Raw genomic sequence first — 25,565 nt, forward strand, 5'->3', positions numbered from 1 at the left:
ATGACACAGATCATCGAGCGTCCACCACTGTCCGCCGACCTTCCCGGCATACCCGATCTGAGTATGGGCAAGGCGATCAATGCCGCACTGCACGACGCCATGGCCGCCAACGACAGGGTGCTGGTGTTCGGGGAGGACGTGGCCAACTTGGGTGGGGTCTTCCGGGTCACCGAGGGCCTGGCCGAGACCTTCGGTGAGCAACGGTGTTTCGACACACCGCTGGCCGAATCGGCCATCATCGGCATTGCCATCGGTATGGCGATTCGCGGATTCGTCCCGGTGCCGGAGATCCAGTTCGACGGCTTCTCGTACCCGGCGTTCGATCAGATCGTCAGCCATCTGGCCAAATACCGGATGCGCACACACGGCGATGTCGACATGCCCGTGACGGTGCGCATCCCGTCATTCGGCGGAATCGGTGCGGTGGAACATCATTCGGAGTCCACCGAGAGCTACTGGCTGCACACCGCGGGATTGAAGGTGGTGGTGCCGTCCACACCGACGGATGCGTACTGGCTGTTGCGCTACTCGATCGACGCCCGCGACCCGGTGATCTTCCTGGAACCGAAACGTCGATACTGGGGCCGCGAGCCCGTCGACACCAGCACACCGGCGCCGCCCCTCGGGCAGGCTGTCGTGCGTCGCCCCGGCCGCGATGTCACCGTACTGACCTACGGATCGCTGGTCGGTACGGCGCTGGCCGCGGCGCAGCAGAGTCCCGTCGATCTGGAAGTGGTGGATCTGCGGTCGCTGAACCCGCTGGATTTCGACACCGTGACCCACTCGGTCCGGCGCACCGGCCGCGCCGTCGTGCTGCACGAGGGGCCGCGCACGCTGGGCTTCGGGGCAGAGTTGGCCGCCCGCATCCAGGAGGACCTCTTCTACGACTTGGAGGCCCCGGTGCTGCGTGCGTGCGGATTCGACACCCCGTATCCACCGGCCCGGCTCGAGAAGGTCTGGCTGCCAGGGCCTGACCGGCTGCTGGACTGTGTAGACCGCGCGATGGGCATGCCATGAGCGAGTTCCTGGTCCCCGATCTCGGAGAAGGTCGCACCGAGGCCACCCTGGTGGAGTGGAACGTCGCCGTGGGCGACGAGGTCACCTTGAACCAGACACTGTGCACATTGGAGACGGCCAAGGCCGCAGTCGAGATCCCCAGTCCGTTCGCAGGCCGAATTATGTCGCTGGGCGGCCAACCCGGAGACGTGCTGGCGGTCGGAGCTCCGCTGGTGTGCGTCGACTCCGCTCCGGGAACGCGCACGCCGGTCCTCGTGGGCTACGGAGCCGACGCCGACCTTGACGTCAGCCGGCGGGCGCGCCCCAGGGCCAAGCCTGCGGTCCGCAAACTGGCCGCTGATCTGTTGGTCGATCTCGGTGACCTCGAACCAGGGGTCGACGGGGTGATCTCCCGGGATTCGGTGCTGGCGGCCGCCGGTGTCACGGCGGCCTCACGCGCCGGCATCGCACACGACGTGCTGCCGGTTCGTGGTGTGCATGCGGAGATGGCCAAGCGAATGGTCCTGTCACGCAGTCAGATTCCGGATGCTCACGCGGGTGTCGACGTCGACGGCACCCGGGTGCTGGACGTGCGGAGCAACCTGCAGGTGACGACGTTCGTGCTGACGTTGCGGCTGCTGGTACTGGCCTTGAGTCGGCATCGCCTGGTCAACTCCACCTGGGTAGACGGCCCCGATGGCCCGCAGGTGCACACCCACCACGCGGTGCACCTCGGGTTCGGTGTGGCCACCCCCCGCGGGTTACTGGTGCCGGTGGTGGTCGATGCACATCTCAAGACCACCCGCGAACTGTCCGACGAGGTCAGCAGACTGATCGACGCGGCGCGTGCGGGCACGGTGAAACCGGCTGAGCTGCAGGGCTCGACGTTCACTGTCTCGAACTTCGGTGCGCTGGGTCTGGATGACGGGGTGCCGGTGATCAACCCGCCCGAGGCGGCGATCCTCGGCATGGGGTCGCTGAGGCCACGGCCGGTGGTGGTCGACGGCCAGGTGTGTGCACGGCCCACCATGCGACTGACATGCGCGTTCGATCACCGTGTTGTCGACGGTGCGCAGGTGGCGGCGTTCCTCAACGATCTGCGCGAGCTTGTCGAGTCGCCGGAACGGGCACTGCTCGATCTGTGATTCAGGAAGTCAGGTCGGCGAGCTGGGGCAGGATCTGCTGTGCCGGCGCCGGGCGGCCGAGGTGATACCCCTGGCCGTAGTGGACGCCCAGTCGTCGCAGTACGAGTTGCTGTGCATCGCACTCTATTGCCTCGGCAACGATGCGCGCATCCAGTTCTTTCGCCAACTGCACGATGGACGAGGCCAGTGCGCGCCGGACCGGGTCGCGGTCGATGGCGGTGGTGAGCTCGCCGTCGATCTTGACGATGTCGGGCTGAATCCGCAGGATCTGGTTGAGGTTGGCATAGCCGGCGCCGGCGTCGTCCACCGCAATTTGTATAGCTTTGCGGCGCAACGGTTCCAAGCCCTGTCCCAGATCGTCCGGGAACGGCTCGTGTTCGGTGATCTCGACCACCAGTTTGCGATCGCTTTTCAACAGGTACTTTTGGACGTCGTCATCCAGCGCAGCCGCCTCGAGAATGGTTCGCAGGGCCCGGCGTTCCAGATCGATACCGCGACCCAGCCTTCTTGCCCGCGAAAACCACTGCCCGGCATCGAGTTCCCCAGCGCCTGGGAAACGGCAGAGCCCTTCGACGGCGACCACAGTGCGAGTGCACAGGTCCCTGATCGGTTGAAACACCGGACGCAGCGGACCAGCCGCCAGCATGGAGTCGAGCCCGTCGTGCAGATCATCTTGATCGGCCCGTTCGGGGATGAGAAGTGCCGCGAGAAACCGCGCGGTCGACTGCGTGCGCGAGGTATGGCCGGTGTCATCGAAGAGGTCGTTGAGGAGGCACGACAGTTCAGAATGCGAGCCGATCAACGCTGAAACCAGCCGACTCAGTGACGCGATGGCCGCGATGTCCAACTCGTCGAACGCGGAGGGCTCGGCCGCCACCACCGACAGCACGCCGAGTCCCACATTGTTGTGGAACAGTGGAATAGCCACCCCGGAGCGGATACCCATGTCGATGGCGAGTTGTCGGGTGGGCGGCGGGAGCCGGGGATCGTCCCATGTGTCATAAACGACTTCCGGTCTCCTCGACTGGAGGGCCCGAGCTTGGAAGGTCCCTTCCATCGGCGACACCAAACCGAGTTGCGACGAGGTGGCACCGTGGGCAGAGACGATCACCAAGTGGTCCTCGGGGGTACAGATGCTGACGACGGCGCCGCTGGCCTTGGGAGTGAACAGGCAGGCTTGCTCGGCAATCCGGCGCGTCAACAACACTGGATCTACCGACGCGGTGAGCGCTTCGACAAGTCGCTGCATGTGCACTTCCTTGCTGGCGAGCGCGAACAGCGACACACGTGCATGGCACAAGCGCAGGCTAGAACCGACTCTAGCGTACTCTTTGTCCTGTGAATTGATTTGCCGGAAACGTTGTTGCAGAGATTCTCGTACCCGGACGCAGCGGCGCTCGGCTCTGAGCTCCGAATGTGAAACCTCTATCGGCGTTGCGCGGCGGCCAATCGCGCTGTGAACTCCGGTGATTGGATGGAACTCGCCTGCGGTCCGAGTTCGGTGCGCATGGCACTGTGGTGCGAGTCGGTGTCCACGGCCCCCGGCGAGGCAGTGGCGCGCATGGTTGCCTTGGTAGCGAGCACCACTTCCCGCGGCGCCGACGCCGGGCCGCGTGCCAGATCCAGCGCCGCGGCCACCGGATCGTCGGCGACATGCAGTGCCAACCCGTGCGTCACCGCCGTCTCGGCATCGAACCGCATCCCGAACAACAGGGCGGCCCGCGCCACCTGCGGGCCGACCGCGCGCTGCAGCATCCAGGTGGCACCGCCACCGGGATGGATGCCCAGCTTCTGGAAGCGGGGATCGAAGACAGCCTTCGGCCCCGCAATCCGCACATCGGCAGCCAGCGCCAGGTTCAACCCGGCCCCGACGGCCGGGCCGTTCACCGCGGCGACGGTGGGCAGCGTGCAACTCCCCAGGGCCATGAAGCCGTCATAGATCCGCAGCAACCCCTCCTCGGCGGCGGCCCCCAGCGCGCTGAGGTCAGCCCCAGCGCAGAATGCCTTGCCGGCCCCGGTGATGACCACCGCGTGCACGCCGGTGTCGGCTTCCGCGGTCTCGATGGCCTGCCGCAACTGCGCCGACATCGCGTCGGTGACGGCATTGCGCCGGTCCGGGTCGTTGACGGTGATCAGGGCGACGCGATCGTCTACCTGGTAGAGCACGGGGTCTGCGCTGGCCATGGTCGCACGCTACCGGGTTCACGAATAGGGCTGAACGCCGGCTGCGTCACGTTGCTGGTGAGATGGTTGCCTGCTGTTCGCGGGTTCGGATGGTTGGCGCCATGAGGCGGACGCGGACCTGCCTGCGGTGTAACGGATCACCCGGAGCTCAGCACTATCAAGCACCGGTTCGCAACACGAAAGAGCAGGAACCCGAAATGAAGAAGCACACCATCGCCGTCACCGTTGCCGGCGCCCTGTCAGTCGCCGTCCTCGGCATGGCCGCTCCGGCTGCCGCCGCGCCCACCGCAGCGAGCAATGCGGTCCAGGCCATCGACGACCTCGAGGCGCAGGGGTATCAAGTGATCGTCAACCGGCTCAGTGACAGGCCTCTCGACCAGGCCACCGTGGTGTCCGTCGGCAAGGGCGCGACGTTCACCCACACCGATGCCAACGCCGCCAATCACGACAGCTACACCGACTACGACCGCCAGTTCGCGCCGGACATCGTGATGACGGTGTACGTCACCGTCCGTTGAGGTGGCACTGTCTGGTGTAACGCCCACCGCTTCGGTGAGCACTCATGGTCATATCCGCAGATCTGGAAGGAATGACAATGACAACATCGAGTACCGAAGTCAGTCAACACAACTCGGTTCGACTTGCCAACCTGGCCGGCGCGCTCACCCGTTACGGCCTGGTGCTGGTACTCGGGTGGATCGGGCTGTTGAAGTTCACCGCATTCGAGGCGCAGGGTATCCAGCCGCTGGTGGCCAACAGTCCTTTCATGAGTTGGGTGTACGACGTCCTCTCGGTGACGGCGTTCTCCGCCGTCCTGGGGGTCGTGGAGGTCGCCGCGGCAATCCTGATCGCGGTGAAACCTTGGTGGCCAAGACTTTCTGCTACCGGCAGTGTCGTGGCCATCTGCCTGTTCCTGGCTACGCTGAGCTTCCTGTTCACCACCCCGGGAGTGTTCGAATCCAGCGCGGGCGGGTTTCCCGTGCTGTCGAGCACCGGTCAGTTCCTGATCAAAGACGTGGTACTCCTGGGTGTGGCGACATGGACCCTGACCGATGCCGTGCGAGCCGACTTCGCCTCGCGGGACGACGCTCGGGTTTAGCATCTTGATCACCATGACCAGGACAGATGGTAACGAGGTGGGGCTCGTCGCCGCGCTGAGGGCCGGTGACGAATCGGCCTTCTGCGAACTCGTGGACCGGCACACCGCCGCGATGCTGCGAATAGCGCGTGGTTACGTGTCCAGCCGTGAGATGGCCGAAGAAGTGGTGCAGGAGACTTGGATCGCGCTGCTCAAGGGAATCGGTTCGTTCGAAGGCCGATCCTCGCTGCGCACATGGCTTTTCACGATTCTGATCAATATCGCCAAGAACAGGGGAGTGCGAGAACGCCGTCACAGCGACCTCGAGGTGTTGGCCTTCACCGACGGCACCGTCGACCCCGCCCGCTTCCGCGGTGCCGACGATCCCTATCCGGGGCATTGGTTGCCCACTGAAGTGCCCGCGCCGTTTCCGGACACCCCGGAAGGGACAGTGCTCGGCGATGAGTTGATCGCGATGGCCCGCCGCGAGTTGGACAGGCTGCCTGAACGGCAGCGGGTGGTGGTGACACTGCGTGACATGCTGGGAATGGATTCGGCGGAAGTGTGCGAGCTGCTCGACATCAGCATCGCCAACCAACGTGTCCTGTTGCACCGGGGCCGGGCTGCGGTGCGGCAAGCGCTCGAGAACTACCTGAGGGAATCGTTATGACGGGAAAGTCCTTGGACTGCAACGAGCTTGTCGAGTTGGTGACGGCGTATCTCGACGACTCGCTCGGGTTGGATGAGCGGGCCCGCTTCGATGCCCACCTGCTCGAGTGTGACGGTTGCGAGAATTATCTGCAGCAGTTCCGGTCCACCGTGTCTACGGTGGGACGCATCCCTGCCGACGAACTCGACCCGGCGTTCCGTTCCCGCTTGATGAGCGCCTTTCGGGATTGGCGCTGAGTCACTCCTCGTCGTCCCGCTTCGGTGCTGCCACCAAGAACACCATCACCGATGCAGCGCCCAGTGCACCGCATGAGGCGACGGTGACCGCCAGCGGGTCGACTGTGGGAGTCCGAGACCGGGGTAGACATTCGGTGACAGGCGGGTCGGCATCGCTGTCGAGGACGTGGGCGGCGGCGGTCGGCGCGCCCGCCTGGGCGACGCCGAGGATGAGCGCCATGGCGACCAAGTGGCGGGCGCCGAAACGGCGGGCGAGGTTCATGGGTGAAGCCTCCGACACCGACCTTGTCGGATTCTTGTCGGATTCTGCGCGCTACCGATCAGCCGGGGTTGTAGCTGGTGAGGGCTCGCGACACCTGCGGTAGAAACTGTCCACACCCACGGTCCACCGACTGCATGAGGATGTCGGCGGTGGACTCGGTATCCCAGCCTTCGCCGAGGTAGCTGTCGATGACCAGGCTGACGTCCTCGGGAGTCAACGAGGCCGTGGCAGCGGAGCGGGCCAGTGTGGCGCACGTGCTGGCGCCGCTGGCGGCGATCTCCCTGGCCTCGTCGGGCGTGATGACGCCCGGGATGTTGGGCTGCTCGGCCACCGCCCCCGGGGCGGCGGCCAGGCCGATGCCCACGGCTGTCAGGCCGGTCAGTGCTGCCGCTGTCAGTGAATTCCAACTCCCCATGGCAGGGAATCGTAGGGCACGTACTGCATGTGTGTGGGAGGTGGTGAAAACCGCAGCGGTGCTTGACGTTTGCGTCAATACGTAGTCAGCTCTCGATGAACTGGTCCATGCCATGGTGCTGGGGTTCAGTGCTTCCCACGGCGTCGAGCCACGCTGTGGCATCGGCGGGCAGCGCCAGGGTGGCTGCGGCGATGTTCTGTTCCAGATGGTGCAGCGACCGGGTGCCGGGGATGAGCAGCGTGTTCGGCGCGTGCATCAGCAGCCAGGCCAGCCCTACCTGGGCCGCCGTGGCATCCAGATCAGCGGCCACGGCTTGGACCACGGGGTTGTCGGCCACATTGGGAAACCCGGGAAAGGCCGAACCCAGCGGGAAGAACGGCACCCAGGCGATGCCTTCGGCCCGGCACAGCTCGAGGGTGGCCTCCTGCGCCCGGTCCAGCAGGCTGTACGCGTTCTGCACACAGACGATTCCCGCGGGCAGCGCGGCACGCACACCGTCGACATCCACGGCACTGAGCCCGATGGCGCCGATCTTTCCCTCGTCGCGCAACGCGATCATCTCCGCGAGCTGGTCGTCCATGCTGACAATCTGGTCGCCCTCGGCCTGCACGCCAGGGCCCAGGTCGAGGCGTCTGAGATTGACCACCGGAATGCACTCGAGCCCGAGTTCGGTGAGGTTGGCTTCGACCTCGGCGCGCAATTCGGCCGGCTTCTGCGCCGGTTTGAGCGGGATAGGTCCGTCGGCGGGGGTCGCGCCGACCTTGCTGACGATCACCAGATCATCCCGGTAGGGCGCCAATGTGCGCCTGATGCGGCGATTCACCTCGCCGGCGCCGTAGAACGAGGCGGTGTCGATGTGGTTGACGCCCAGTTCGACGGCTCGCCGAAGGATCGCGCCGGCGTCCTCTTCGGCGACGTTCTGGTCGAGTTGCATGGCTCCGTATCCGACGCGGTTGACGGGGTGGGAGCCGATACGTGCGGTCATGTGCACTCCTGCTGGCATACTCGTGACAAATTCGGAGGAGCCTCCGTTTTCACCGTAACAGAAACGGAGGGGCCTCCGATATGGCCGAGCGTGCCGACGCACGACGTAACCGCGAGCGTCTACTGGCGGTGGCGGCTGCCGCGTTCGCCGCGCAGGACGGATCGGTGTCCCTGGAGGGCATCGCGCGCGAGGCCGGCGTCGGAATCGGCACGCTGTATCGCCACTTCCCGACACGTGATGCACTCATCGAAGCGGTGTACCGCGCTGAACTGGCCGAGGTGTCGGCATGCGCGCCCGCGTTGGTGGCAGCACACCCACCTGTCGAGGCATTGCGGTTGTGGATGCGCCGTTACGCCGAGTTCGTCGCCGCCAAACGCGGTATGGCCGAGTCTCTGGTGGCCATCTTCGAGTCCGGGGTGGTGGAGCGCACTGACACCAGAGCGGCCATCGTCGGCGCCGTCACCACCCTGCTACAGGCCGGCGTGGCGGACGGTAGCCTGCGGGCCGATGTCTGCGCCGACGACGTGGTGTCCAGTCTGTTGGGCATCTTCCTGGTCAGCAGTTCCCCCGAGCAGTCCACCCGCATGGTCGATCTGCTTCTCGACGGACTGGTGACCTCGCGTTAGCCGGCAGAGATCTTGTCGAGTATCCGGTGTTCCGCATCATCGACAGCGGATCAGCGGGTCACCACCATCTCGTAGCCACTGGTGCCCCAGGCGGCGTCGAAGAGTTCGATGCTGACCTGCTCGTCGGCGCCGTCGGCGGTGCCACTGTCGTTGAGGTGCACGATCCCCGCGTCGGTGTCGACGCCGGTCACCACCACCGCATGGTCGGACACGGTGCGGTCACCGTCGACGTCCCAGATGCTCTCGGAGTTCAGGCTGACGATCACCGCTGCGCCGCGATCCAGTGCGTGCTCGATGGAATGGAGATTGGCGCCGTCGACATAGTGGGCCGCAACGCCGTAGTGCGCCAGCACAATCGGCAGGTCACCGAAGATGGTGCCGCCGTTGGGGTCGTCCTCGTCATCGGTCTGGTCGTAGATCATGTCGTCGGAGACGGTCACGCTGGGGGTGTGCTTGGCGAACTCGATGATCTCTTCTTCGTCGGGCGCGGTTCCGGTGATCTGTCCTATTACGTCGGCGGCGGCCATCAGCGCGCAGTCGTTGTAGGCCTGCTCGACGGTCCAGCCGGCCATGCCGGCGGGATCGCCGAACATCTCCGCATGCGCCACCCCTGAGGAGCCCAGCGCGGCAAGGCCGATCAGGCCGGTGGTGACGATGGTGCGGATGAGGGTGGTGGTCATGTTCTTTCCTCTCGTCGGGCGATGAGGAAAGAGTCGACGCCAGCCCTTGATGGATCCTTGTCGGATTCTTGTGGCGACGGGTCAGACGGCCGTCGGGCGCCCGACGGTGAGCGTGTCAGAGTGGTCGGCTGCTGACTGCACCGACCACAGCGCGGCCGGCTGCGTGTCGGGTTGGGCGGGCAGGCTCTTTGCTGGGTCATTGCGCAGCGCATAGATGACGGCAGCCACCGTGACGAGCATCAACAGTGCAACCAATACCACCTTGACCGCAGGTGAGGTGAAGGTTCGGAAGTCGTGAACGGCCAGTTTCAGCCTGCGTCTGGCCTGCTTGTAGCGGCGAGTCAGCAAACTGGACATGAGAAACCTTTCGCAGATATGACGAGCTAGACGAGTTCGAGAGCATGTTCTCAGCGACTTTGAATGGTTCCGAGGTTAGTCAATGCTGGGTAAATGTCACGACAATGTCATAGTGGCTTGGATCACAATATTGACGCCTGCGTCCAAATATCCCGGCAGGCAGGGTTTCATAAAGCGTCGATTGGTTTGCACGGTCGCCATCGTGGTTTGCCGCGTCTTTGTGCCTATAGCGGTCAGCTGCGTGGTCGCAGCTCATCACAGTCGCCGTCGGAACGAATGGGGGACTGTTCGGGGTGATTCGTCAGGGTGCGAGCCGGCTTACCTGAACCTCGTCGCCGGCGGCTAAACACCACCTCTGACCAGCGCCCCCGGCAGGAATCGAACCTGCGACCTAGGGATTTGGAATCGGGGAGTCCGAGTTGTTCCGGAAATGCGCTTGTTTGTGCTGCTAGAGCATGGGTTTTTCTTCTGGCTGGTGCGGCTCGGACTAGCTGATTCCGGTTGATTCTTGGTCATATACGCCGAATAAGCGGCAACGCCGTCGGAGCAGCTCGGGGCAAGAATCACCGACTTGATTGGTCGAGGAGAGCCGCCGTGGCGGGTACCTATCGGCTGGTCTCCCGGCCGCCGCCAAGGACCGGATGAGTCCCTACCTCACAGGCCGGCGAACTGATCCGCCTATAAAGTGTCTTCGTAGTCAAGAAGTCCATTTTCCAGTACATGCTGTCGGAACCCGCCTGGGCCAAACGGCAGATAGTACTTTCCGCCGAGGAGATCGTCTGCCAAGTGTTCGACCATCACCAATGTAAGCTGTTTTTCCCGCACTGCCTGGCAGAGGAGGGGAACGGTGGCGGTGACGTGGATTTCTTTCTCCTCGGCAATGGTACGGGGCGTGGCATCATCGATTACAACCTCACAGTTGTAGAACTCACCCATTGCGAGAACTCCACATTCCCCCAGATTCGTTGGGCCTACAGCGAGCCGATCGGAATAGTGGGCGAATATTTTCGCAAATACGAGGTCGGTTGAATGATGGACAGTTATCCAATCCGCATCAAGTACGGATTGAATCGCGGGCTCATACGAGACAGAATTGTGAAGTTCACGATGAACAGTGTCGGGAATGTAAACTGTTCGATCTCTAGTTATAAAACGTAAGACTCCTAGCCACTGCTGAATGGCGAAATGGCGCAACGGTCCAGTGTCAAATACAAGGACGTTGTCCGGCAATGTCACGAAACAAACTTCCACATTTCATCGGGGCGTCGTTCGCGCACTTCTGGCAGGTCAACATCATCGACCGTCCCTTGTAAAAGTTGCAAAGCTCGCTCGCGGCTGATTCGTTCGTCGCGCACTAAACGAAGTACCGCTCGTGCAAATGGTCGCGGAACCGTCGTCGCTGCTAGTTCTTCTACCGGGACATACAAATTCATCTCAATAATGTCCGTCTGAGTGGTCCGGTACTTATAAACCTCGGCGCGTGTCTCGGCATCAATAAGTTCAAGCTCCCTGAGCCGCGTTGCTAGAGTGGCCATATCCACCCTAAATTTGCTGGCTAGGCAAATGGCGGCGCTGCGGGCGCTTTGAAACTGATCTAGCCGCTCGCCCCATTGCTTCACGACCGCAGACTCGGGCAAAAGAACTGCCCGTGCGAAACGATCAATTCGAGACTCTAGCGGAACATCGTCACACGATTGATGATCCACTCGCCAGTCAATCGTGTAGTTGTCGCCGATAAGGTAATGGCCGAGTTCATGAGCTAGAGCAAGTCGGCGGCGTCCGATTTTCATATAGCTGTTGATAAAGGCTACACCTCCGCGGCGCAACATGATTGTTCCCGCGTCCGCAGTATCCTTACCTATATCGCGCGAAAAAGTTAGGAGTCCCAATTTTTCTACGCTCGCGGACAGGGTTGGGATAGCTTCATCCGCCGTAAGGCCCATTAATTCCCGCGCTAACGTGGCGAGCGTTTCTGCTTCGGAATGGGTCGCCGGCGCAATAACTCCTGCTTGCGAGACAACGTCCGCGCCACTAAGCCCCAGCTCTTTGTCAACCCCCATCGCGGCCACAAATTCGACCTCGCTAGCTAGGTTCGCAAGGAGCGCATCAATCTTGGAGTCGGCTGTGTCTAACCCTTGACTCGAACGGTGAGCGACGAGCGCGGGAACAGGGTCATCGAAGAAGGTTGACATGTTTGTGTTGATCGCGGCCGCGATATCCGCAAGCTCAAGCGCCGTAACCTTGCGAATACCGGCCTCGATCTTGTTGACGACTGTACGTTCCAAGCTGATGATGCGTCCCAGATCCTCTTGACTCATGTCAGCGCGCTTGCGCGCCTCTCGGATCCGTCCCCCAAGCACCTTCGAGTCGATGCCACTCATGTGTGCGATTCTCGCACACTAAGCACGCGCAGCGCCAGGAATGTGGCCGTGCTCGTTGTATGTGGCCCCAGGTGAGCTGCTGTGACCTTGCCATTAGAAACGTGATGCCCTCGTAACTCAACCCTCGCGCTCGATGGAGCGACTGCGCTCTTCGTGCTGAATGACTCAGTACGAAGACGCATCAGGGCTTCGATTGGGGGAACGTCGCGGCGTCACTGGACTAGCGAGGTGGAGATGGAACTCCGGTCGATGTGACCGAGAGTTTCCACAAACTAAGCCTGACGAGCCCTGCCCTGACCACCCCGCCACAACATGTAGATCAGTTCTATACCCGCCACGGTTGAGTCGATCTAACTCAACTTAACAACACCTAGGATCTAGCGCCAACGTGTGGTTTGTGCTCATCATGACTATCCAGCACGGCTCACAAACGCCAATCTGTCAGTAGGCACTACTAACCTCGATTTCATGGTCGCCAGTCCTGCTCCAGGACGATCTGTGGCTGACCTCTACCCGCAGCTAGTTGCTGAGTGGCACCCCACGCTGAATCCAGATCTCACTCCTGCTGATGTGATGCCGGGCAGCAATGCCAAGGTTTGGTGGGTATGCCGAGCCTGCGGCCATGAGTGGTCAACTCAAGTCAATTCGCGAGCTCGCCGGGGCAGTAGCTGCCAGAAGTGCTGGCATGTTCGACGGGGGATCCTTCGGGCCACACCCAAACCTGGCCGAAGCTTGGGTGACTTGTTCCCGGATGTCGCCGCCGAGTGGAGTCCGACCCGCAACGGTGATCTGAAGCCGATTGACGTCAAGCCTGCGAGCAATAAGAGAGTTTGGTGGTTGTGTAAACAGGGGCACGAGTGGGAGGTGCCACCGTGCGACCGACTAAGGGGAGAGCAGTGCCCCGTATGCGCTGAAGCTCAAAGGCATTTGACAAAATCGACGCCTAAGCCCGGTAGGTCGCTGGCGGACCTCTTCCCGGATGTCGCTGTTGAGTGGCACCCGACTAGGAATGGGCCCTTGACGGCCGGCGACGTAAACCCTGGCAGCCGCCCGAATCGATGGTGGAAGTGCAAAACTTGCGCCCACGAGTGGAGCACCAGCGCCGCCAAGCGCACGACGCGCAGCCAGGGGTGTCCTATGTGTAGCTACGCGCGCATCAGCCGGACTAAGTCGAAGCCGAAACCAGGCGAATCGCTGGCCGAGAGGATGCCTGAACTGGCCAGCGAGTGGCACCCAACGCTCAACCTGCCATTGACACCTTTCGACATTCGGCCGCGAGGGAATGCGTCGGTGTGGTGGCAGTGCCAATTTGGCCATCAGTGGAAGGCCAAGGTCGCGCCGCGGGCGGTTGGGGTCGGCTGCCCGCATTGCTCGATCGTTGGAGTTTCGGAACGGGAAATCCGGCTCAAGTTTGAGCTGGCCGCTGCAGGCTTGTCCGTCCAGCATGACTATCCGCCGATAGCAGTCCCGACCCGCCGCAGACCAGTCAAGGCCGACATCGTGCTGCCTGACATCCGTCTCGTCATCGAATATGACGGCTCCTATTACCACGCGAACAAGCTCCTCGACGACCAGAAGCAGACCGCCGCGCTCGAATCCGCGGGGTGGACTGTTCTGCGCGTGAGGGAACGACCGCTCGGATCCCTCGGTGGACACGAGGTCTTCGTGTCTCCGACCGAGCCGGTGAAATCGCTGGCGATTTCGATCCTTCGGGCCCTGACAGATCTCGGAGTAGTCGCCCCGAAAGGTGCTGAGTACCAGAAAGACCCCGAGCTATGGGGACAGGCTGCGGCCAACACCGCACTCAATCGCCACCGCTCGCGGAGCCTCGCAAGCGAGCTACCTGATCTGGCAAAGCAGTTCCATCCTAGAAGGAACGGCGCGCTCACTCCTGGGAGTGTCCATCCCGGGAATAACGAGAAGTTCTGGTGGCTTTGCCCCGACTGCGGCCACGAGTGGGAGGCTGTGCTTGCATCCCGTGCGGCTGGCCGCGGTTGTCCTCCCTGCGGAGTTCAACGGCGAGCTGAAAGGCGCGCTGTGCCCAGGCCGGGAAACTCTTTCCAAGATCTATTCCCTGAGGTGGCGAAAGAATGGCACCCCACACGGAACCATCCTTTGACGCCCATGCAGGTGAGCGCAGCGAGCAACAGGCTCGTCTGGTGGCAGTGCCACCGCGGACACGAGTGGGAAGCCCGAGTGGCTTTCCGACGAGAGTTTGGACGCTGCAAAAAGTGCCCCACCTCGGAGAGCGGAAGGAAGCGCACGCGTCGTTGATTTATCCCCGCGGTCTGACTCCACGGTGTGGAAGGTCGCCGACTTGTTAACCCGCCGCCCGGTCGTCAACCCCGTACTGCTAGCGCACGACCTGGGCATCGAGTCGACCAATGCACACCGGTATCTCAACCCGCTCACGAAAACGGGAATCGTCATTGAGACAACCAACGGACCCCGCAACAGAGTGTGGCGTTCTCCTGAAGTACTCGCCGTGCTCGATGCTTTCGCCGAACGCGCCGGCCGGCGTGGGTAACTGAGTAGGTAACCGGCTCCTCGGACCCGGGAATGGCGGCCGGCGCCCGAAGGGAAAATGTTGCGGCTTACCGAAATGCTGGCGGCACCAGCGCGCTCAAACCTCTCCTTCCAGGCTTCAGCTCCATCATTTCTCAACGGCCATCCGCCCATTCCCAACAGGCTCTCCTTCGCTCTCAATCAATATGAATCAGACTGTCTTCGTTCATATCTCACAAACTCCATAGTCGGAAACCCTTGGCACATTTGCACAAGGAGTGCGAGACTGGTTGTGGCGCAGTAAGTGTCAATACCTCCGGTTTTGAGCGGGTCTGCAGATGCTGACAATTTCGAAGCTGAGACGGTCTTCGGTGAGCTACTACATCGACACCGCTAAGGCCGCTGGGCGGGCCAGTTCTGACCTCCAAAAGGCCAACGGTGGCTTGGGGGAGTACTACTCCGAACATGAGACGCGCACCCCAGTGTGGTTGTGCGCGGGCGACACGCATACCGCAGCGCTGTTGGTGGGTTTAACGGATCTGCAGCGCGCGGGTGGGGAAGCCGATTCGGCGGTCGTGGCGCGGTGGCTTGACGACGGTGTCGCGCCCAACAGCGCCTGCGGGCGCGCCTTCGGAACCCGCGGTGTGCACGGCTTCGATTTGACCTTCGCCTCGCCAAAAAGCGTGTCGTTGCTGCGCGCTTTGCGCGCCGACGATGTGGTCCAAAAGGCCATCGCTGCCGCGCATTCGACGGCGCTTGCAGAGGCGATGGAGTACTTGGCCGCGCATGCCGGCTACACCCGCGTACACAACAGCGTGACGGGGGAGAAGGACCTGGTGAAGTTGCCGGGATTGGTGGCGGTGGCTTATCAGCATGAGACGTCGCGGTGCGGAGATCCGCATCTGCATACCCACGTAATCCTGCCGAATCGGCAAGCCCGGAACGATGGGGTGCTGGTGTCGCTGGACGGCACGTCGCTGTATCACGAAGCCCGCGCGGCGGGGGTCATCTATCAAGCCACGTTGCGACGCGAACTACACCAATCGCTAGGGATCGAGTGGGCGCCGGTGGATCCGGGAACGGGGATGGCCGAGACCGCCGGAGTCGATCGCTACACCATCACTGCATGGTCGCGGCGTTCGTCGCAGCTACGGGAGTGGGCGGCCCACAATCTCGTTTCGGTGGACGGCCCGTTGAGCGCGGCGCAGCTTGCGGCAGCACAGAAGGCCGCCCGTCCCGCCAAACCGGAAGAGCTTGCGTGGAGTGAATTGCAGCGGCAGTGGCGCGAGGATGCGCGGGGTCTCGTTCTGGACCGCGCCGCGTTTCTGAAGGCGCGTGCGGCGCGCCGCGCCGCGGCGCGGACTGCGTTTGACGGCGCGAGTTTGGCTGCGGCCGCGGAGAAAATCGATAGGACGGTGTTCACTCGCGCGGACCTCGTTGAGATCGTTAGCGCGCAACTTCCCGTCGATGGGGACCTGTCGCCGCGCGTTGCGGTTGAAACCGCCGTCGATGAGGTTGGGATGCGGTTGACCGCGCCGCGCGCCGCCCACGAGCGCGAGGGCCATGAGCGCTTCACGCTGACGCGGATCTTGGCCGAAGAAGGCGCGTTACTCCGCCTGGTCGACGCGACGAATGATCGAGCGAGGCTCTGGGTGCGCGACGACGACACCGCTGGCCTGTATCCAGCTCAGGCGGCTGCAGTGCGGAACATCGGCGACTCGCCCTGGCTTGTGCAACCGCTCTCTGCGCCGGCGGGGGCGGGCAAGACCACCTTTCTACGTGCGCTCGCCAGCGCGGCACACCACCGGTTCGGCGCGACCGTTCTTGTCCTGGCACCGACCGGTCAGGCTGTCGACGTCGCGATGCGCGAAGGCACCGGCGATGACGGCATGACAGTCGTCAAGGCGGTGCAGTCGCTGCGCGACAAAACGTTGACGCTCGACCCCTCGACCCTCGTCGTCATCGACGAATCCGGCATGGTCGGCACCGACGATTTACGCCAGCTCCTGACTGCCTCCACGCAGGCGGGTGCGAAAACGGTGCTTGTCGGTGACGCCAGCCAATTGGCGCCAGTCAAGGCCCGCGGCGGCATGTTGCCCAACTCTGCGCGGATCTGCCTTGGACGCAACATCTCTCCGAGGTGTGGCGAATGACCGACCCAGAAGAACGCACCGCGTCCCTCGCGTTGCGTGACGGCGAACCAGCTGAGCGTCGTCACGCCGTGGACTGGTATCGCAGCCACGATCGGTTGCATTGCGGCGACGCAATCACCATGGCCGCGGACGCGCTCGCTGCCTATAAGGCCGACACCGAACTCGGCCGTGACGCCTTGCTCGTCTGCGACACCACCGAAATGGCCGATGCGCTCAACCTCCGCATTCACAAAGATCGAATCGACCAAAACGCCCCGTCCGCTCTCGGCGCCCGCGGCCAGCAAGTTAGCGTCGGAGACCTGATCATCAGCCGTCGCAACGACCCCACCATCGCCTTTCACCATTCGACGCCCGGGGCTGAGTCGCTGCCGCCCGTGCGCAACGGGAACCGTTGGCGGGTCACTGCGGTCGACTCAAATGCGAATCGTGTTGCGGCCGAACGCCTCGACGACAAAGCTCGAGCTTTCCTCGAAATTGACTACGTCCGAGAACACGTCAGCCTTGGGTATGCCGTCACCGTGCACTCCGCCCAGGGCGTCACCGCCGACGCGTGCCATGCCGTGCTCAGCGACGGCACCAGCCGCAATTTGTTCTATGTGGCGATGACTAGGGGACGCCAAGCCAACTACGCGCATATCTACGAACGAAGCACCGAGGCAAGCGAATTCCGTCACGGAGCACCTGCCGGAACTCACGTCGCGCAGAGGGGTGACAGCGCTGAAGCTGCCACCCTCATTTTCGGCGTTCTTGCAAACGACGCGCCGGCCGTCACCGCGCATGCCTACGCCGCGCAAACCGTCAACGAGGCACTGCCGGAGCGCGTCCGCGACCTCGTCAGCATGCGCACCGCCGCCACGGAGCGCCGACAAGAGAGCTGTGACGCCTGGAAAATCCAGCGGCAAGAACACGAGCGCAGCAGGAAAGAAGCTCAACAGCGGCACCTCGACAGAAGCCGACACTCAGACTACGGACTCGAAATCTGACGACAATCCGCCCCCGTCGACCTCACGGCCACTAGACCGTGCATCGGTGGACGCGCAGAGTTTCTATGCTGGAATTAGGGGCATAGCGCTCTGCGGCTGGTTGTAATTGCTCGGCGTACGCCCGCGGACTGCTGTCTCATTCTCTATGGCTCGCAATCCAGAGTTTCAGCGCTTCGTTTCCTATGTCCCGGCTCTGCTTTCGCGTCATAGCGCGAGAGCTGGCGATCTGGCGGACCTCGTCTACGAGTTCTGGAGCGACAGACCATGGCAGATTTTGCAGGTTCCCTGGCTGGGCCCGCACAGGCGTGGAAACCAACTCCGGGCGAGGGAACAAGCTGATCAGCGACATCATCTGCTCGACTGTTATCTCGATTCTTTCCCCATCTGAAAACCGGGTAAGTAGGCGGTTACCGGCACTAGCGTCGACGACGCCATGCTTGTGGACCACATCATTTCGGATGTTCCGTATGTCTCCGAACAGAGGACTTCGTATATCGAAGCGAGTCCAAGGCATGCCATCACTGTCTGATCCGTGCGCAGTTGCGAGTCGGCGACGGTACGACTCCTCCCAAAGTGCGTATATGTATGTGAACCACTGGCTGTAAAGCATGTATTGGACGTCAGGATATTTGTCATGGGAGCGGAGTCCTTGGCCGATGAGGTACGTCGTGATGCCGGCATCCGTGGCTTCGTGTACGTCCCGCATGTGCAGCCGGCCGGGACCGCCCTCGCCGACGAGGCGAAACGAGGCGATGTCGAGGTAGTCACCCTTCTTACCCTGTTCCCACTCCGCCAGAGTCTTCGCGAGTGTGCCTTGTCCGGTTAGCGTCACGGCGAGCGATAAAAGGAAGTCGCGCTCGAGGTCGTCCACGACTTCCGACACCGTTTCCAAATCTGGTTCCATGAGTCTCAACCGTCCGATCGCGGCATCGATTGCGGGAATGATGAGGCTGAGGTCTGCCGCGACTTGACTTGTGTTCCACGGTGGGGGTTGATCGAGAAATTCCCGTACGTCCTCGACGACATCACCGAGTGCGCGCTCCAACTGACATCCGGCGGGGAGATTCATTGCCTCGTACTTGTGCACCAGGCGGCCCGGCTGGATTTTCCATAGACTTGGGCCCATTCCACGAGTGAACTCATTTGGGCGAGGTGCATGGGTGGTTTGGTGACGCAACGTGTCCAAAACGAACCGTGCATCTTGCAGTATGTCGATCCAGCGTGCCCTGATTGCGTGGCTGACTCGCGGTCGCGGTCCAGAATCGGCGCCGGGCGAGCGTTGCCTGCGGCGATTCCGCCTGCTCTCTTCGACACGATCCGGCTTTAATTCCGGGACTGTTAGGGCTGACCGGCGTATTGCCTCGATCGAGCTACGGCGGACTCGGTAAACCAACGTGCCCAGCGGGGCTCTAATGGCCGCTACGGCGCGCTGATCCGTGCCCGCTGCTGGTCTTAACTCCACGGTCTGACCCTCGTGCTGGTTGAACGCATGCTTCTTGGCGTGCACTTGCCAGACGCTCGGCTGGCCATCTGCACCCTCGGAGACGATGAGCTCGCCGATGTCGATCAGTTCAACTGCAACAAGTTCGAGATCGTCTTCCGTGAGAGCCACGTTCCTGAACCTAACTCGCGGTCCCGACGATTCTGGCGATGGCTTCTGAATCGTGTCCCATGTCGCCGATACGTGTGCGCTCGCGCTGGCGACCAGCCAGCCTGTGACTACGCCAGTCAAACCGGCCCCTCGAGCGTAGAGGCGACACGACCGAATCGGCTCGGCTGCGTCGCCTGTGCCGAACGGCCGTCGTGGCATGGCTGCGGCGGGCGTGGGTGCGCTGCAGGTTTCGCAGGGGTTAGGACCGCGCACTCACGGGGACGATGAACGTCTCTGGTAACTGGAGGCGCGATGGGGCAAGCAATGTTGTCCCGAGCCGAGGCGCGTCACGAATGTGGTGGTGCTGCGGTACCGGCCGGCTAGCGCTCTATCTGGGGAGCGGGCGTGCTGTGTTCCGGCGTCCACGCCGCCAAAATATCTAAGACGAATCGGTTCAGTTCACGTATTTGGTCATTAAGGGCGTCTGGGCTCAGTCGCCAGATATTGCGCAACTCGCCATGCGCGAGTTCGCTACGAATCTTATATATGTGGTCAAAATACGCGCGCGGCGGGAGGCCGTCGTATGTGTCCGAAAGTCGGTCCGCCAAACGGAGGCCTATAGAGCGGATAGACTTGGATTTATCGCTGTGCAGCAGCTGCTTTACCGAGTTTGCGGTCTCACGGCCATATTCGTCTCGGCGCCGATTTACAACGTCTATCAGACTATTTAGCACTGTCACGATTTCGGGAATTCGTTCCTGTCGAGGTATCAACGCTTCGATCGATGTGACCGCGAGGATGAATTTTGTTTCAGGATTCGCGTCTGCCAATGAGGCATGGAATAATTCGTATGCAAGCTTGAGTTCATCGCTCCACAGATTCTGGTTGTGGCGTGCGATTGCCTGCAAGGGCCGTTTTGCTTGTCCCGTCATTATCCACTTCTGGCCGTAAGCCTGTCCGTAGTAGAAGATCGCAGACGGGTCTATGGGAAGCACGTATAGGCCAATTCTGTCCCAATATATGATAGTTTCGTCTGTGAAACCGGGTTGAGTACGGGAGTCAATTCTATCCACTTCACGCGGAGTGCATAATTCTTCGCGGTCATCCCCGAGGTCAACCGAAAATCCCACGCGCGCGAAGTATACTGCCATAATCTGGCGCCACCGCCGGCCAGCTAAGATGGCAGATTCGAAGCTGGAATACTCGCGACCCCCAATAATCAGGGTGTCGGCCTCAGATATCGATTCACCTTCTGAGCCAGCTGAAAGTGAGACTTTATTTGGCGGCTCGTCAAATAGCACCCACTCCGAGTGGTCTAAGCTAAGTTTCCTGCCAGTCCTTCGAACCGTCATACGGTTGCGAAACCTATACGTTGCCGTCACCATTTATCTAGTTCTGAGATTCGATGTCGCTGATACGCTTCGGTCCAGTCGTGTCGGTTCGCTCCCACGCGTAGTGATTGGAATCTTCGTACCGGATATATAGATGCGGTATGTAGTCAGGGCGAGTAGTTTCGATCGCCATTGCCAGGAACCGATTCGGATAAAGGAATTTGTCCCATTCGTCCGTCAGTTGGGCTTGAATTCTGAAGTTAAGGTCGGCTTGCAGCTTCGCGCCGAGCTCAGGTGTGAAAGCAAACTCCGGAATCCCGGAGTTGAATTGTGCGTTTAGTTCAGCCATCTGCTCCGGATTTTCGGCCAAAGTCATTGCGTTGAGTCGTATGTAGTCAACGAATTGAGAGTATCTCGCCTGCATCTGCTCAAACACGCTTGCGATTTCGGGTATCAAAATTTCGCCCATTTGCTTACCCATGGCGACCTTGTCTGCTAACCGATATCCGTGAGGGACTTCCTTGCCCTCGGAGTCCTCGATTATAATTTCTACGTGCAGATTAGATATTGCACCCTGACTCCAGTTATCAATACGGAGGCTCCATAAAGTCTGGCTAACTACGCTGGAGCGGAATGCGGTAGGCACAATCCAGCGCGCTTGAGCGGCCAGTCGATCGTCCTCAGCTTGGCGCAGAGCTGCGATCTGTGCCTCGTGGCGCTTTGCGTCCTCAACTACTTGAGCTTCACCCGCCTCCCGATCTCGGCGATCTTTCCGGAGCTGCCACCAGAGAGCCGCGAGGGCGATAAGTACTGCGAAGGTTCCGACGGCCTGACCGACAGCCTCGGCAATCTGTAGCCAATCAGGCACCGCGCCTGGATTCACTTCGACACCTTTCCCCTCAGCTGGCCCACATGCTGTACATCGCCGAAAACGCTACGGGCACTGTCCGACAATCCGACTGATTTGCCTTGCGAAACGCAGATCTAACCTTTTTCATGGCGTTCGCAGTGCCCTCAGCGTTGGGCGCTTTCGTTAACTGGGCCGGTGAATGATGCTTGCCATGGGCATTAGATCACGACGTGGCTTCAGCGAATCGCGGGTGACCCCGCAGCCTGAGAGGTGGGAGCGTCCTACACGAAAGCGAAGGACTAAATCGAAACTTAGAACGGATGAGTTGGTTTAGGAATGGACACGACTCCTTCGGCTCGGATGGGTTCGGAGTCCTGGCGATGACGGTGGCCGAGGTGCAAATGTGCGAGTTCAGCGACAGCGAGATCCGCCAAAATCACCGCAGCTAGTGCCTTCGCGCCGACTTACAGTTGAGTTACCCGACTTGGGGCGGACCAGAAGGAAGTGACCGCCATGGATGAGAACCGCGACGACAAGTGGCTGACCCGCCAAGATCTCGCCGACCGGTATGGGTTACCGGTGAAGACCCCGGCCGAATGGGCCTCCAAAGGAACTGGCCCGCGGTACGCGAAGTTCGGGCGGCACGTCCGGTACCTGCTCAGCGACGTAATCGACTGGGAAAGAAAGCAATTCGCCGAAGGTAAGCGCGACACGGCCTGAGTATGATGGGTCGATGATCGCTGTTTCAAAGTTCAAGCGGGCATGGCCACGCCCGCGAGGACTGGAGTAGGCCGTGGCAGGCCGGCCGTCGTTGCGCATCGGCCAACACGGCAAGATCACCCGCAAGTACCTTGGCGGTGGCATCTGGTTGGCGCAGTGCCGATTCCGTGACACCGATGGTGTCACACGCAAGGTTCAACGGCTTGGACTACCCGATGAATATGACAAGTACGGCAAGCTCGCCGCGGACGCGCTGATCGAGGCTCTCGCTGACCGTCGACCGCCATCCGGAGCGGACTCGATCGGCCTCGAAACTTTGGTCATGACTTTGGTGGACCAACACATCGAACGGTTTGCCGAAGACGGTCGCTCAGCCCGCACACTCGACACCTACCGCTACACCGCCACCAAGCTGATCAAGTTCATGGCCGGCGTGAAAGTGGGGGAGGCGTCGGCCGCCAGACTGGATGCGGCGCTGCGGTCGATGCGCACCGCTCACGGGGCCGTCATGGCTCGCCAATCCAGGACCCTGCTCCGCGGAGCACTCCAGCTCGCCGTCCTCAACAACGTCCTCGGCGCCAACCCCGTGCGCGACGTTCAGGCGATCAAGTCCAAGGAACAGCCCAAGGGTGCCCAGGCGCTCACCGCGAACCAACTGCGCGACCTGTTGGCCAAGCTGAGAACCTCGGACTCGTGCCGACAGCGCGATTTAACTGACCCGATCACGCTGCTGATCGCGACCGGTCTCCGCCGCTCCGAACTGCTGGCGCTTCAGTGGACCGACTTCGACGAGGACGCCGGCACCATCTCCGTTTCCGGCAAACTCATCCGCGAGAAGGTCAACGGCCTTGTCCGGGTCGACGAAACCAAGACGGCCGCTGGTCGACGGGTCATCCCGCTGCCCACGTTCGCGATTTCGATGCTCATCGAGCGCCGGAAGCTGCCGTACCTCGGGCAGCAATCGGTCATCTTCCCGTCCACCAGCGGCACACTGCGCGACCCCGACAACTTCGCCAGGCAGTGGCGCAGAATGCGCGACGAGTTAGGCGTCCCGGACGTAAGCTCGCACAGCTTCCGCAAGACCGTCGCCACGCTCATCGACGACGCCGGACTATCGGCCCGCATCGGCGCCGACCACCTCGGCCACGCCAAAGTCTCGATGACGCAGGACCGCTATATGAGCCGCGGCCGGGTCCACAACGAGGTGGCGAATCTGCTGGACAAGGCCATAACCGACAACTCAGGTCCGCTACAAACGCCGAATAAACGCCGACCGACGTTATTCAGTAGGGCTAAATACCACCTCTGACCAGCGCCCCGGCAGGAATCGAACCTGCGACCTAGGGATTAGAAGGCCCTTGCTCTATCCAACTGAGCTACGGAGGCAGCGCGCAGGACAGTGTAACTGCAGGCGGCGGAATTCTTGTTGGGTGGCCTCACGGTATCGCACCCGCATCGAGGGAGCGTTTGACCTCGAGTCGCCGAAGCTTGCCCGATGAGGTGCGCGGCAGTGAGCCAGGCGTCAGAAACAGCACCTGAGCAGGCATGACACCGCACTCGGCGGCCACTTTGCGGATCACCTGGATGCGGGTCTCGTCCTCGCGGTCGCCGCGGAACTCGGCGGCGATCACCAAGCCGGGGCGAGTCGCATGACCGCCGGCCTCGACGGCCACGACACAGCCCTCACGAACACCCGGAATCTGGCCGGCCACCCGTTCGACCTCACTGGGGAACACGTTGCGTCCCGCGACTGTGATCAACTCCTTGGCCCGTCCGCAGATCACCAGGCCGTCGTCGGTCAGGTAGCCGAGATCACCGGTGGGAAACCACTCGGCTGGATCGCGGCGGGCATCGCCGAGGTAGCCGTCCATCATCGAGGTGCCACGGACCTCGATTTCACCGACATCGCGACCGGTTGCCTCCGACACCGGGGCATCGACGGCGCTGAGTCGGACCTCCATGCCGGCAACGGGCTGTCCCAGTATCGCGAAATCGCGGACCTCACCATCGACGCGCAGGCCTAGTCCAGGCTCGGGAATGGTCACGGCACAGCAGGATTCGGCCATGCCATACGACGGTGACACGGCGCCGGCATCGAACCCGAAGCGTGCCATCTCCGCTGTGAAGCGTGACAGACCCGCACAATCGACGGGCTCACCGCCGTTGAGCGCGAAACGAATTCGGCTCAGGTCGAGGTTGGGTAGGCGGTGGGCGTACTTGCCGATGACGTTGTAGGCGAAGTTCGGTGCGGCGGTGACGGTGGCGCCGCTGTGCTGTAGCCATTGCAGCCAGCGGAAGGGCATCGCCGAAAACGCCGACGTGGGTGCCTGCCACAGAGGGATCCCCGACAGCGCAGCGGCCAGCAGCACCGTCAACCCCATGTCGTGGTAGAGCGGCAACCACGAGCACGCCACGTCCACCTCGGCGTCCACGACAACCCGCGCGGTGATGGCCGATACGTTGGCCAGCACGGCGTCGTGTGACAGTTGCGCGGTCTTGGGCGACCCGGTGGAACCGGCGGTGCCTTGCAGTATCGCCGGTGGCGCCGATGAAGCGGGTTGAAGCGTGGTCGAACGTCGAGCCGAGGCGACCGTAGACAGATCGTGCGCTGCGGTAAACGGCTGCAGCTCAGCCAATCTCGCGCCGTGGCTGAACACCTTCGTGGCGCCGATGTTCCGACACCGCTGCGCGGTGGTATGCGCCCACTCGGTGGTGTCGGCGCCTCGGACCGGTCCCGGTAACACCGCGACACTGGCCCCGGCGAGCCAACTGCCGAAGATCCCTGCCACCAGTTCCGCTGTGGGTTCGCCGATCAACGCGACGGCTGCCGCACCTGCGGCCGTGTCTGCGAAGTTCTCGGCGCGCGCGTACATCTCACCCCATGGATATGCCGTCCACGCATCGCCGGCCTCGAGGATGTGCAGGCTGTGACGCGACGACGTCATCGCCAAGCGCACCTGTTCGATCAGAGCGCTCACGCCGACAGTGATTCGATCAGGTGCTGCACATGCAGGATGTCGTCGAGATCGCCGATGGTGTTGATACTCAAAAGATCCTGTTCGCTCAGGTGAATCCGCAGCTTGTCCTCGATGGCCACCACGGCGATGGCGAAGCCGATCCAATCCAGGCAGACGTCACTGATCAGCCGAGACTCCCGGCGGATCCGGGAAACGTCGATACGCAGGTCCTCGCAGAGAATTTCGGTGAGCTCTGCGCTGATGGTTGGTCGTGATGACGGCTCCATGAGGCGGGACGGTACTCCCGCCGCACTGCCGTCGTCAGGCCTACGTCCGGCAGATCCCTTGTCGGGAACACTCTTTCGGTGACTCTGACATCCGCCGATGTCTCACGGGAAAGCAATCACCGCAACTAGAACGTGTTGTGGCACCACCGCGTGGGGCGGCGCAGAGTGGGCCC

Annotated in this window: 24 protein-coding genes, 1 tRNA gene and 1 pseudogene; 12 read left to right on the top strand and 14 right to left on the bottom strand. The window is 62.1% G+C overall.

Going from position 1 to position 25,565, the window contains the following annotated elements; genetic code table 11:
- Complete coding sequence (locus BVC93_RS20330; RefSeq protein ID WP_083739045.1) at positions 1-1,017, top strand: alpha-ketoacid dehydrogenase subunit beta; 1,017 nt, start codon at positions 1-3, stop codon at positions 1,015-1,017.
- Positions 1,014-2,141 carry a dihydrolipoamide acetyltransferase family protein gene (locus BVC93_RS20335; protein WP_083739046.1) on the top strand — a complete coding sequence of 376 codons (1,128 nt, stop codon included), beginning with the start codon at positions 1,014-1,016 and terminating at the stop codon, positions 2,139-2,141. Before BVC93_RS20330 ends, BVC93_RS20335 begins: the two co-directional genes overlap by 4 nt.
- 1 nt (position 2,142) lies before the next feature.
- Here the strand turns inward: BVC93_RS20335 and BVC93_RS20340 are convergent, their stop codons facing one another.
- Both BVC93_RS20340 and BVC93_RS20345 read right to left on the bottom strand, forming a co-directional pair.
- Positions 2,143-3,426 (bottom strand): sensor domain-containing phosphodiesterase, encoded by a 1,284-nt coding sequence (locus BVC93_RS20340; protein WP_083739047.1) that lies wholly within the window; start codon positions 3,424-3,426, stop codon positions 2,143-2,145.
- 140 nt (positions 3,427-3,566) lie between these two features.
- Complete coding sequence (locus BVC93_RS20345; RefSeq protein WP_083739048.1) at positions 3,567-4,325, bottom strand: enoyl-CoA hydratase; 759 nt, start codon at positions 4,323-4,325, stop codon at positions 3,567-3,569.
- Positions 4,326-4,522: 197 nt separating this feature from the next.
- On the opposite strand from BVC93_RS20345, the gene BVC93_RS20350 reads away from it, so the two are divergent.
- The 4 genes from BVC93_RS20350 to BVC93_RS20365 all read left to right on the top strand — a co-directional run bounded on the left by BVC93_RS20350 (position 4,523) and on the right by BVC93_RS20365 (position 6,309).
- The gene (locus BVC93_RS20350) at positions 4,523-4,843 is read left to right on the top strand and encodes a hypothetical protein (RefSeq protein ID WP_083739049.1); all 321 of its coding nucleotides are present in this window, start codon (positions 4,523-4,525) and stop codon (positions 4,841-4,843) included.
- Between the two features lie 71 nt (positions 4,844-4,914).
- Positions 4,915-5,424 (top strand): YkgB family protein, encoded by a 510-nt coding sequence (locus BVC93_RS20355; RefSeq protein WP_083741191.1) that lies wholly within the window; start codon positions 4,915-4,917, stop codon positions 5,422-5,424.
- 13 nt (positions 5,425-5,437) lie between these two features.
- Positions 5,438-6,073, top strand: coding sequence for an RNA polymerase sigma factor (locus tag BVC93_RS20360; protein WP_083739050.1), 636 nt, complete (start codon positions 5,438-5,440; stop codon positions 6,071-6,073).
- A complete protein-coding gene (locus tag BVC93_RS20365; protein WP_192860048.1) occupies positions 6,070-6,309 on the top strand; it encodes an anti-sigma factor family protein in 240 nt (79 codons plus the stop codon). The genes BVC93_RS20360 and BVC93_RS20365 overlap by 4 nt, the downstream gene beginning before the upstream one ends.
- A gap of 1 nt (position 6,310) precedes the next feature.
- Here the strand turns inward: BVC93_RS20365 and BVC93_RS20370 are convergent, their stop codons facing one another.
- The 3 genes from BVC93_RS20370 to BVC93_RS20380 all read right to left on the bottom strand — a co-directional run bounded on the left by BVC93_RS20370 (position 6,311) and on the right by BVC93_RS20380 (position 7,971).
- Positions 6,311-6,571, bottom strand: a complete 261-nt coding sequence (locus BVC93_RS20370; protein WP_083739051.1) for a hypothetical protein — start codon at positions 6,569-6,571, stop codon at positions 6,311-6,313.
- A 58-nt stretch (positions 6,572-6,629) separates the two neighbouring features.
- Complete coding sequence (locus tag BVC93_RS20375; RefSeq protein WP_157517006.1) at positions 6,630-6,986, bottom strand: hypothetical protein; 357 nt, start codon at positions 6,984-6,986, stop codon at positions 6,630-6,632.
- An 85-nt stretch (positions 6,987-7,071) separates the two neighbouring features.
- Positions 7,072-7,971, bottom strand: coding sequence for an aldo/keto reductase (locus tag BVC93_RS20380; protein WP_236950040.1), 900 nt, complete (start codon positions 7,969-7,971; stop codon positions 7,072-7,074).
- A gap of 80 nt (positions 7,972-8,051) precedes the next feature.
- Between BVC93_RS20380 and BVC93_RS20385 the strand changes: the two genes are divergently transcribed.
- Positions 8,052-8,597, top strand: coding sequence for a TetR/AcrR family transcriptional regulator (locus tag BVC93_RS20385; protein ID WP_083739054.1), 546 nt, complete (start codon positions 8,052-8,054; stop codon positions 8,595-8,597).
- Positions 8,598-8,647: 50 nt separating this feature from the next.
- On the opposite strand, the gene BVC93_RS20390 is transcribed toward BVC93_RS20385, so the two are convergent.
- Positions 8,648-9,277, bottom strand: a complete 630-nt coding sequence (locus BVC93_RS20390; RefSeq protein WP_083739055.1) for a C39 family peptidase — start codon at positions 9,275-9,277, stop codon at positions 8,648-8,650.
- Between the two features lie 81 nt (positions 9,278-9,358).
- Positions 9,359-9,634 (bottom strand): hypothetical protein, encoded by a 276-nt coding sequence (locus BVC93_RS20395; RefSeq protein WP_083739056.1) that lies wholly within the window; start codon positions 9,632-9,634, stop codon positions 9,359-9,361.
- 720 nt (positions 9,635-10,354) lie between these two features.
- Here BVC93_RS20395 and BVC93_RS33205 point away from each other — a divergent pair.
- Entirely contained in the window at positions 10,355-10,663 is a 309-nt protein-coding gene (locus tag BVC93_RS33205) for a hypothetical protein (protein WP_157517007.1), read from the top strand.
- 203 nt (positions 10,664-10,866) lie between these two features.
- Here the strand turns inward: BVC93_RS33205 and BVC93_RS20405 are convergent, their stop codons facing one another.
- Positions 10,867-12,015: a helix-turn-helix domain-containing protein gene (locus tag BVC93_RS20405; protein WP_083739058.1), complete on the bottom strand. Its 1,149-nt coding sequence runs from the start codon at positions 12,013-12,015 to the stop codon at positions 10,867-10,869.
- 573 nt (positions 12,016-12,588) lie between these two features.
- Here BVC93_RS20405 and BVC93_RS34780 point away from each other — a divergent pair.
- Positions 12,589-14,289, top strand: coding sequence for a zinc-ribbon domain-containing protein (locus BVC93_RS34780; protein WP_442929099.1), 1,701 nt, complete (start codon positions 12,589-12,591; stop codon positions 14,287-14,289).
- A 569-nt stretch (positions 14,290-14,858) separates the two neighbouring features.
- Positions 14,859-17,656: pseudogene (gene mobF / locus BVC93_RS20420) on the top strand (MobF family relaxase).
- Positions 17,657-17,792: 136 nt separating this feature from the next.
- Here mobF and BVC93_RS20425 read toward each other — a convergent pair.
- The 3 genes from BVC93_RS20425 to BVC93_RS20435 form a co-directional block, all read right to left on the bottom strand.
- Entirely contained in the window at positions 17,793-19,268 is a 1,476-nt protein-coding gene (locus tag BVC93_RS20425; RefSeq protein WP_083739060.1) for a hypothetical protein, read from the bottom strand.
- 359 nt (positions 19,269-19,627) lie between these two features.
- Positions 19,628-20,377, bottom strand: coding sequence for a HEPN domain-containing protein (locus tag BVC93_RS20430; protein WP_157517008.1), 750 nt, complete (start codon positions 20,375-20,377; stop codon positions 19,628-19,630).
- A gap of 259 nt (positions 20,378-20,636) precedes the next feature.
- The gene (locus tag BVC93_RS20435; RefSeq protein ID WP_157517009.1) at positions 20,637-21,461 is read right to left on the bottom strand and encodes a hypothetical protein; all 825 of its coding nucleotides are present in this window, start codon (positions 21,459-21,461) and stop codon (positions 20,637-20,639) included.
- 480 nt (positions 21,462-21,941) lie between these two features.
- On the opposite strand from BVC93_RS20435, the gene BVC93_RS20445 reads away from it, so the two are divergent.
- Entirely contained in the window at positions 21,942-22,148 is a 207-nt protein-coding gene (locus BVC93_RS20445; RefSeq protein WP_083741193.1) for a helix-turn-helix transcriptional regulator, read from the top strand.
- Between the two features lie 73 nt (positions 22,149-22,221).
- Positions 22,222-23,457 (top strand): site-specific integrase, encoded by a 1,236-nt coding sequence (locus BVC93_RS20450; protein WP_083739064.1) that lies wholly within the window; start codon positions 22,222-22,224, stop codon positions 23,455-23,457.
- Positions 23,458-23,461: 4 nt separating this feature from the next.
- Here the strand turns inward: BVC93_RS20450 and BVC93_RS20455 are convergent.
- The 3 genes from BVC93_RS20455 to BVC93_RS20465 form a co-directional block, all read right to left on the bottom strand.
- Positions 23,462-23,534, bottom strand: a tRNA-Arg gene (locus BVC93_RS20455).
- A 50-nt stretch (positions 23,535-23,584) separates the two neighbouring features.
- Complete coding sequence (gene mbtM, locus BVC93_RS20460) at positions 23,585-25,126, bottom strand: long-chain-fatty acid--ACP ligase MbtM (RefSeq protein WP_083739065.1); 1,542 nt, start codon at positions 25,124-25,126, stop codon at positions 23,585-23,587.
- Complete coding sequence (locus BVC93_RS20465; RefSeq protein ID WP_083739066.1) at positions 25,123-25,392, bottom strand: acyl carrier protein; 270 nt, start codon at positions 25,390-25,392, stop codon at positions 25,123-25,125. The genes mbtM and BVC93_RS20465 overlap by 4 nt, the downstream gene beginning before the upstream one ends.
- Positions 25,393-25,565 lie beyond the last annotated feature (173 nt).

Origin of the sequence: Mycobacterium sp. MS1601 (assembly GCF_001984215.1) — a bacterium.
Lineage (GTDB): Bacteria > Actinomycetota > Actinomycetes > Mycobacteriales > Mycobacteriaceae > Mycobacterium.

Coding starts and splice junctions, on each gene's coding strand:
- BVC93_RS20390 (WP_083739055.1), bottom strand. CDS start 9,277: ATGACCACCACCCTCATCCGCACCATCGTCACCACCGGCCTGATCGGC.
- BVC93_RS20445 (WP_083741193.1), top strand. CDS start 21,942: ATGGATGAGAACCGCGACGACAAGTGGCTGACCCGCCAAGATCTCGCC.
- BVC93_RS33205 (WP_157517007.1), top strand. CDS start 10,355: ATGCTGTCGGAACCCGCCTGGGCCAAACGGCAGATAGTACTTTCCGCC.
- BVC93_RS20350 (WP_083739049.1), top strand. CDS start 4,523: ATGAAGAAGCACACCATCGCCGTCACCGTTGCCGGCGCCCTGTCAGTC.
- BVC93_RS20355 (WP_083741191.1), top strand. CDS start 4,915: ATGACAATGACAACATCGAGTACCGAAGTCAGTCAACACAACTCGGTT.
- BVC93_RS20370 (WP_083739051.1), bottom strand. CDS start 6,571: ATGAACCTCGCCCGCCGTTTCGGCGCCCGCCACTTGGTCGCCATGGCG.
- BVC93_RS20365 (WP_192860048.1), top strand. CDS start 6,070: ATGACGGGAAAGTCCTTGGACTGCAACGAGCTTGTCGAGTTGGTGACG.
- BVC93_RS20345 (WP_083739048.1), bottom strand. CDS start 4,325: ATGGCCAGCGCAGACCCCGTGCTCTACCAGGTAGACGATCGCGTCGCC.
- BVC93_RS20380 (WP_236950040.1), bottom strand. CDS start 7,971: ATGACCGCACGTATCGGCTCCCACCCCGTCAACCGCGTCGGATACGGA.
- BVC93_RS20335 (WP_083739046.1), top strand. CDS start 1,014: ATGAGCGAGTTCCTGGTCCCCGATCTCGGAGAAGGTCGCACCGAGGCC.
- BVC93_RS20465 (WP_083739066.1), bottom strand. CDS start 25,392: ATGGAGCCGTCATCACGACCAACCATCAGCGCAGAGCTCACCGAAATT.
- BVC93_RS20405 (WP_083739058.1), bottom strand. CDS start 12,015: ATGAGTGGCATCGACTCGAAGGTGCTTGGGGGACGGATCCGAGAGGCG.
- BVC93_RS20395 (WP_083739056.1), bottom strand. CDS start 9,634: ATGTCCAGTTTGCTGACTCGCCGCTACAAGCAGGCCAGACGCAGGCTG.
- BVC93_RS34780 (WP_442929099.1), top strand. CDS start 12,589: ATGCCGGGCAGCAATGCCAAGGTTTGGTGGGTATGCCGAGCCTGCGGC.
- BVC93_RS20330 (WP_083739045.1), top strand. CDS start 1: ATGACACAGATCATCGAGCGTCCACCACTGTCCGCCGACCTTCCCGGC.
- BVC93_RS20360 (WP_083739050.1), top strand. CDS start 5,438: ATGACCAGGACAGATGGTAACGAGGTGGGGCTCGTCGCCGCGCTGAGG.
- BVC93_RS20385 (WP_083739054.1), top strand. CDS start 8,052: ATGGCCGAGCGTGCCGACGCACGACGTAACCGCGAGCGTCTACTGGCG.
- BVC93_RS20375 (WP_157517006.1), bottom strand. CDS start 6,986: ATGGGGAGTTGGAATTCACTGACAGCGGCAGCACTGACCGGCCTGACA.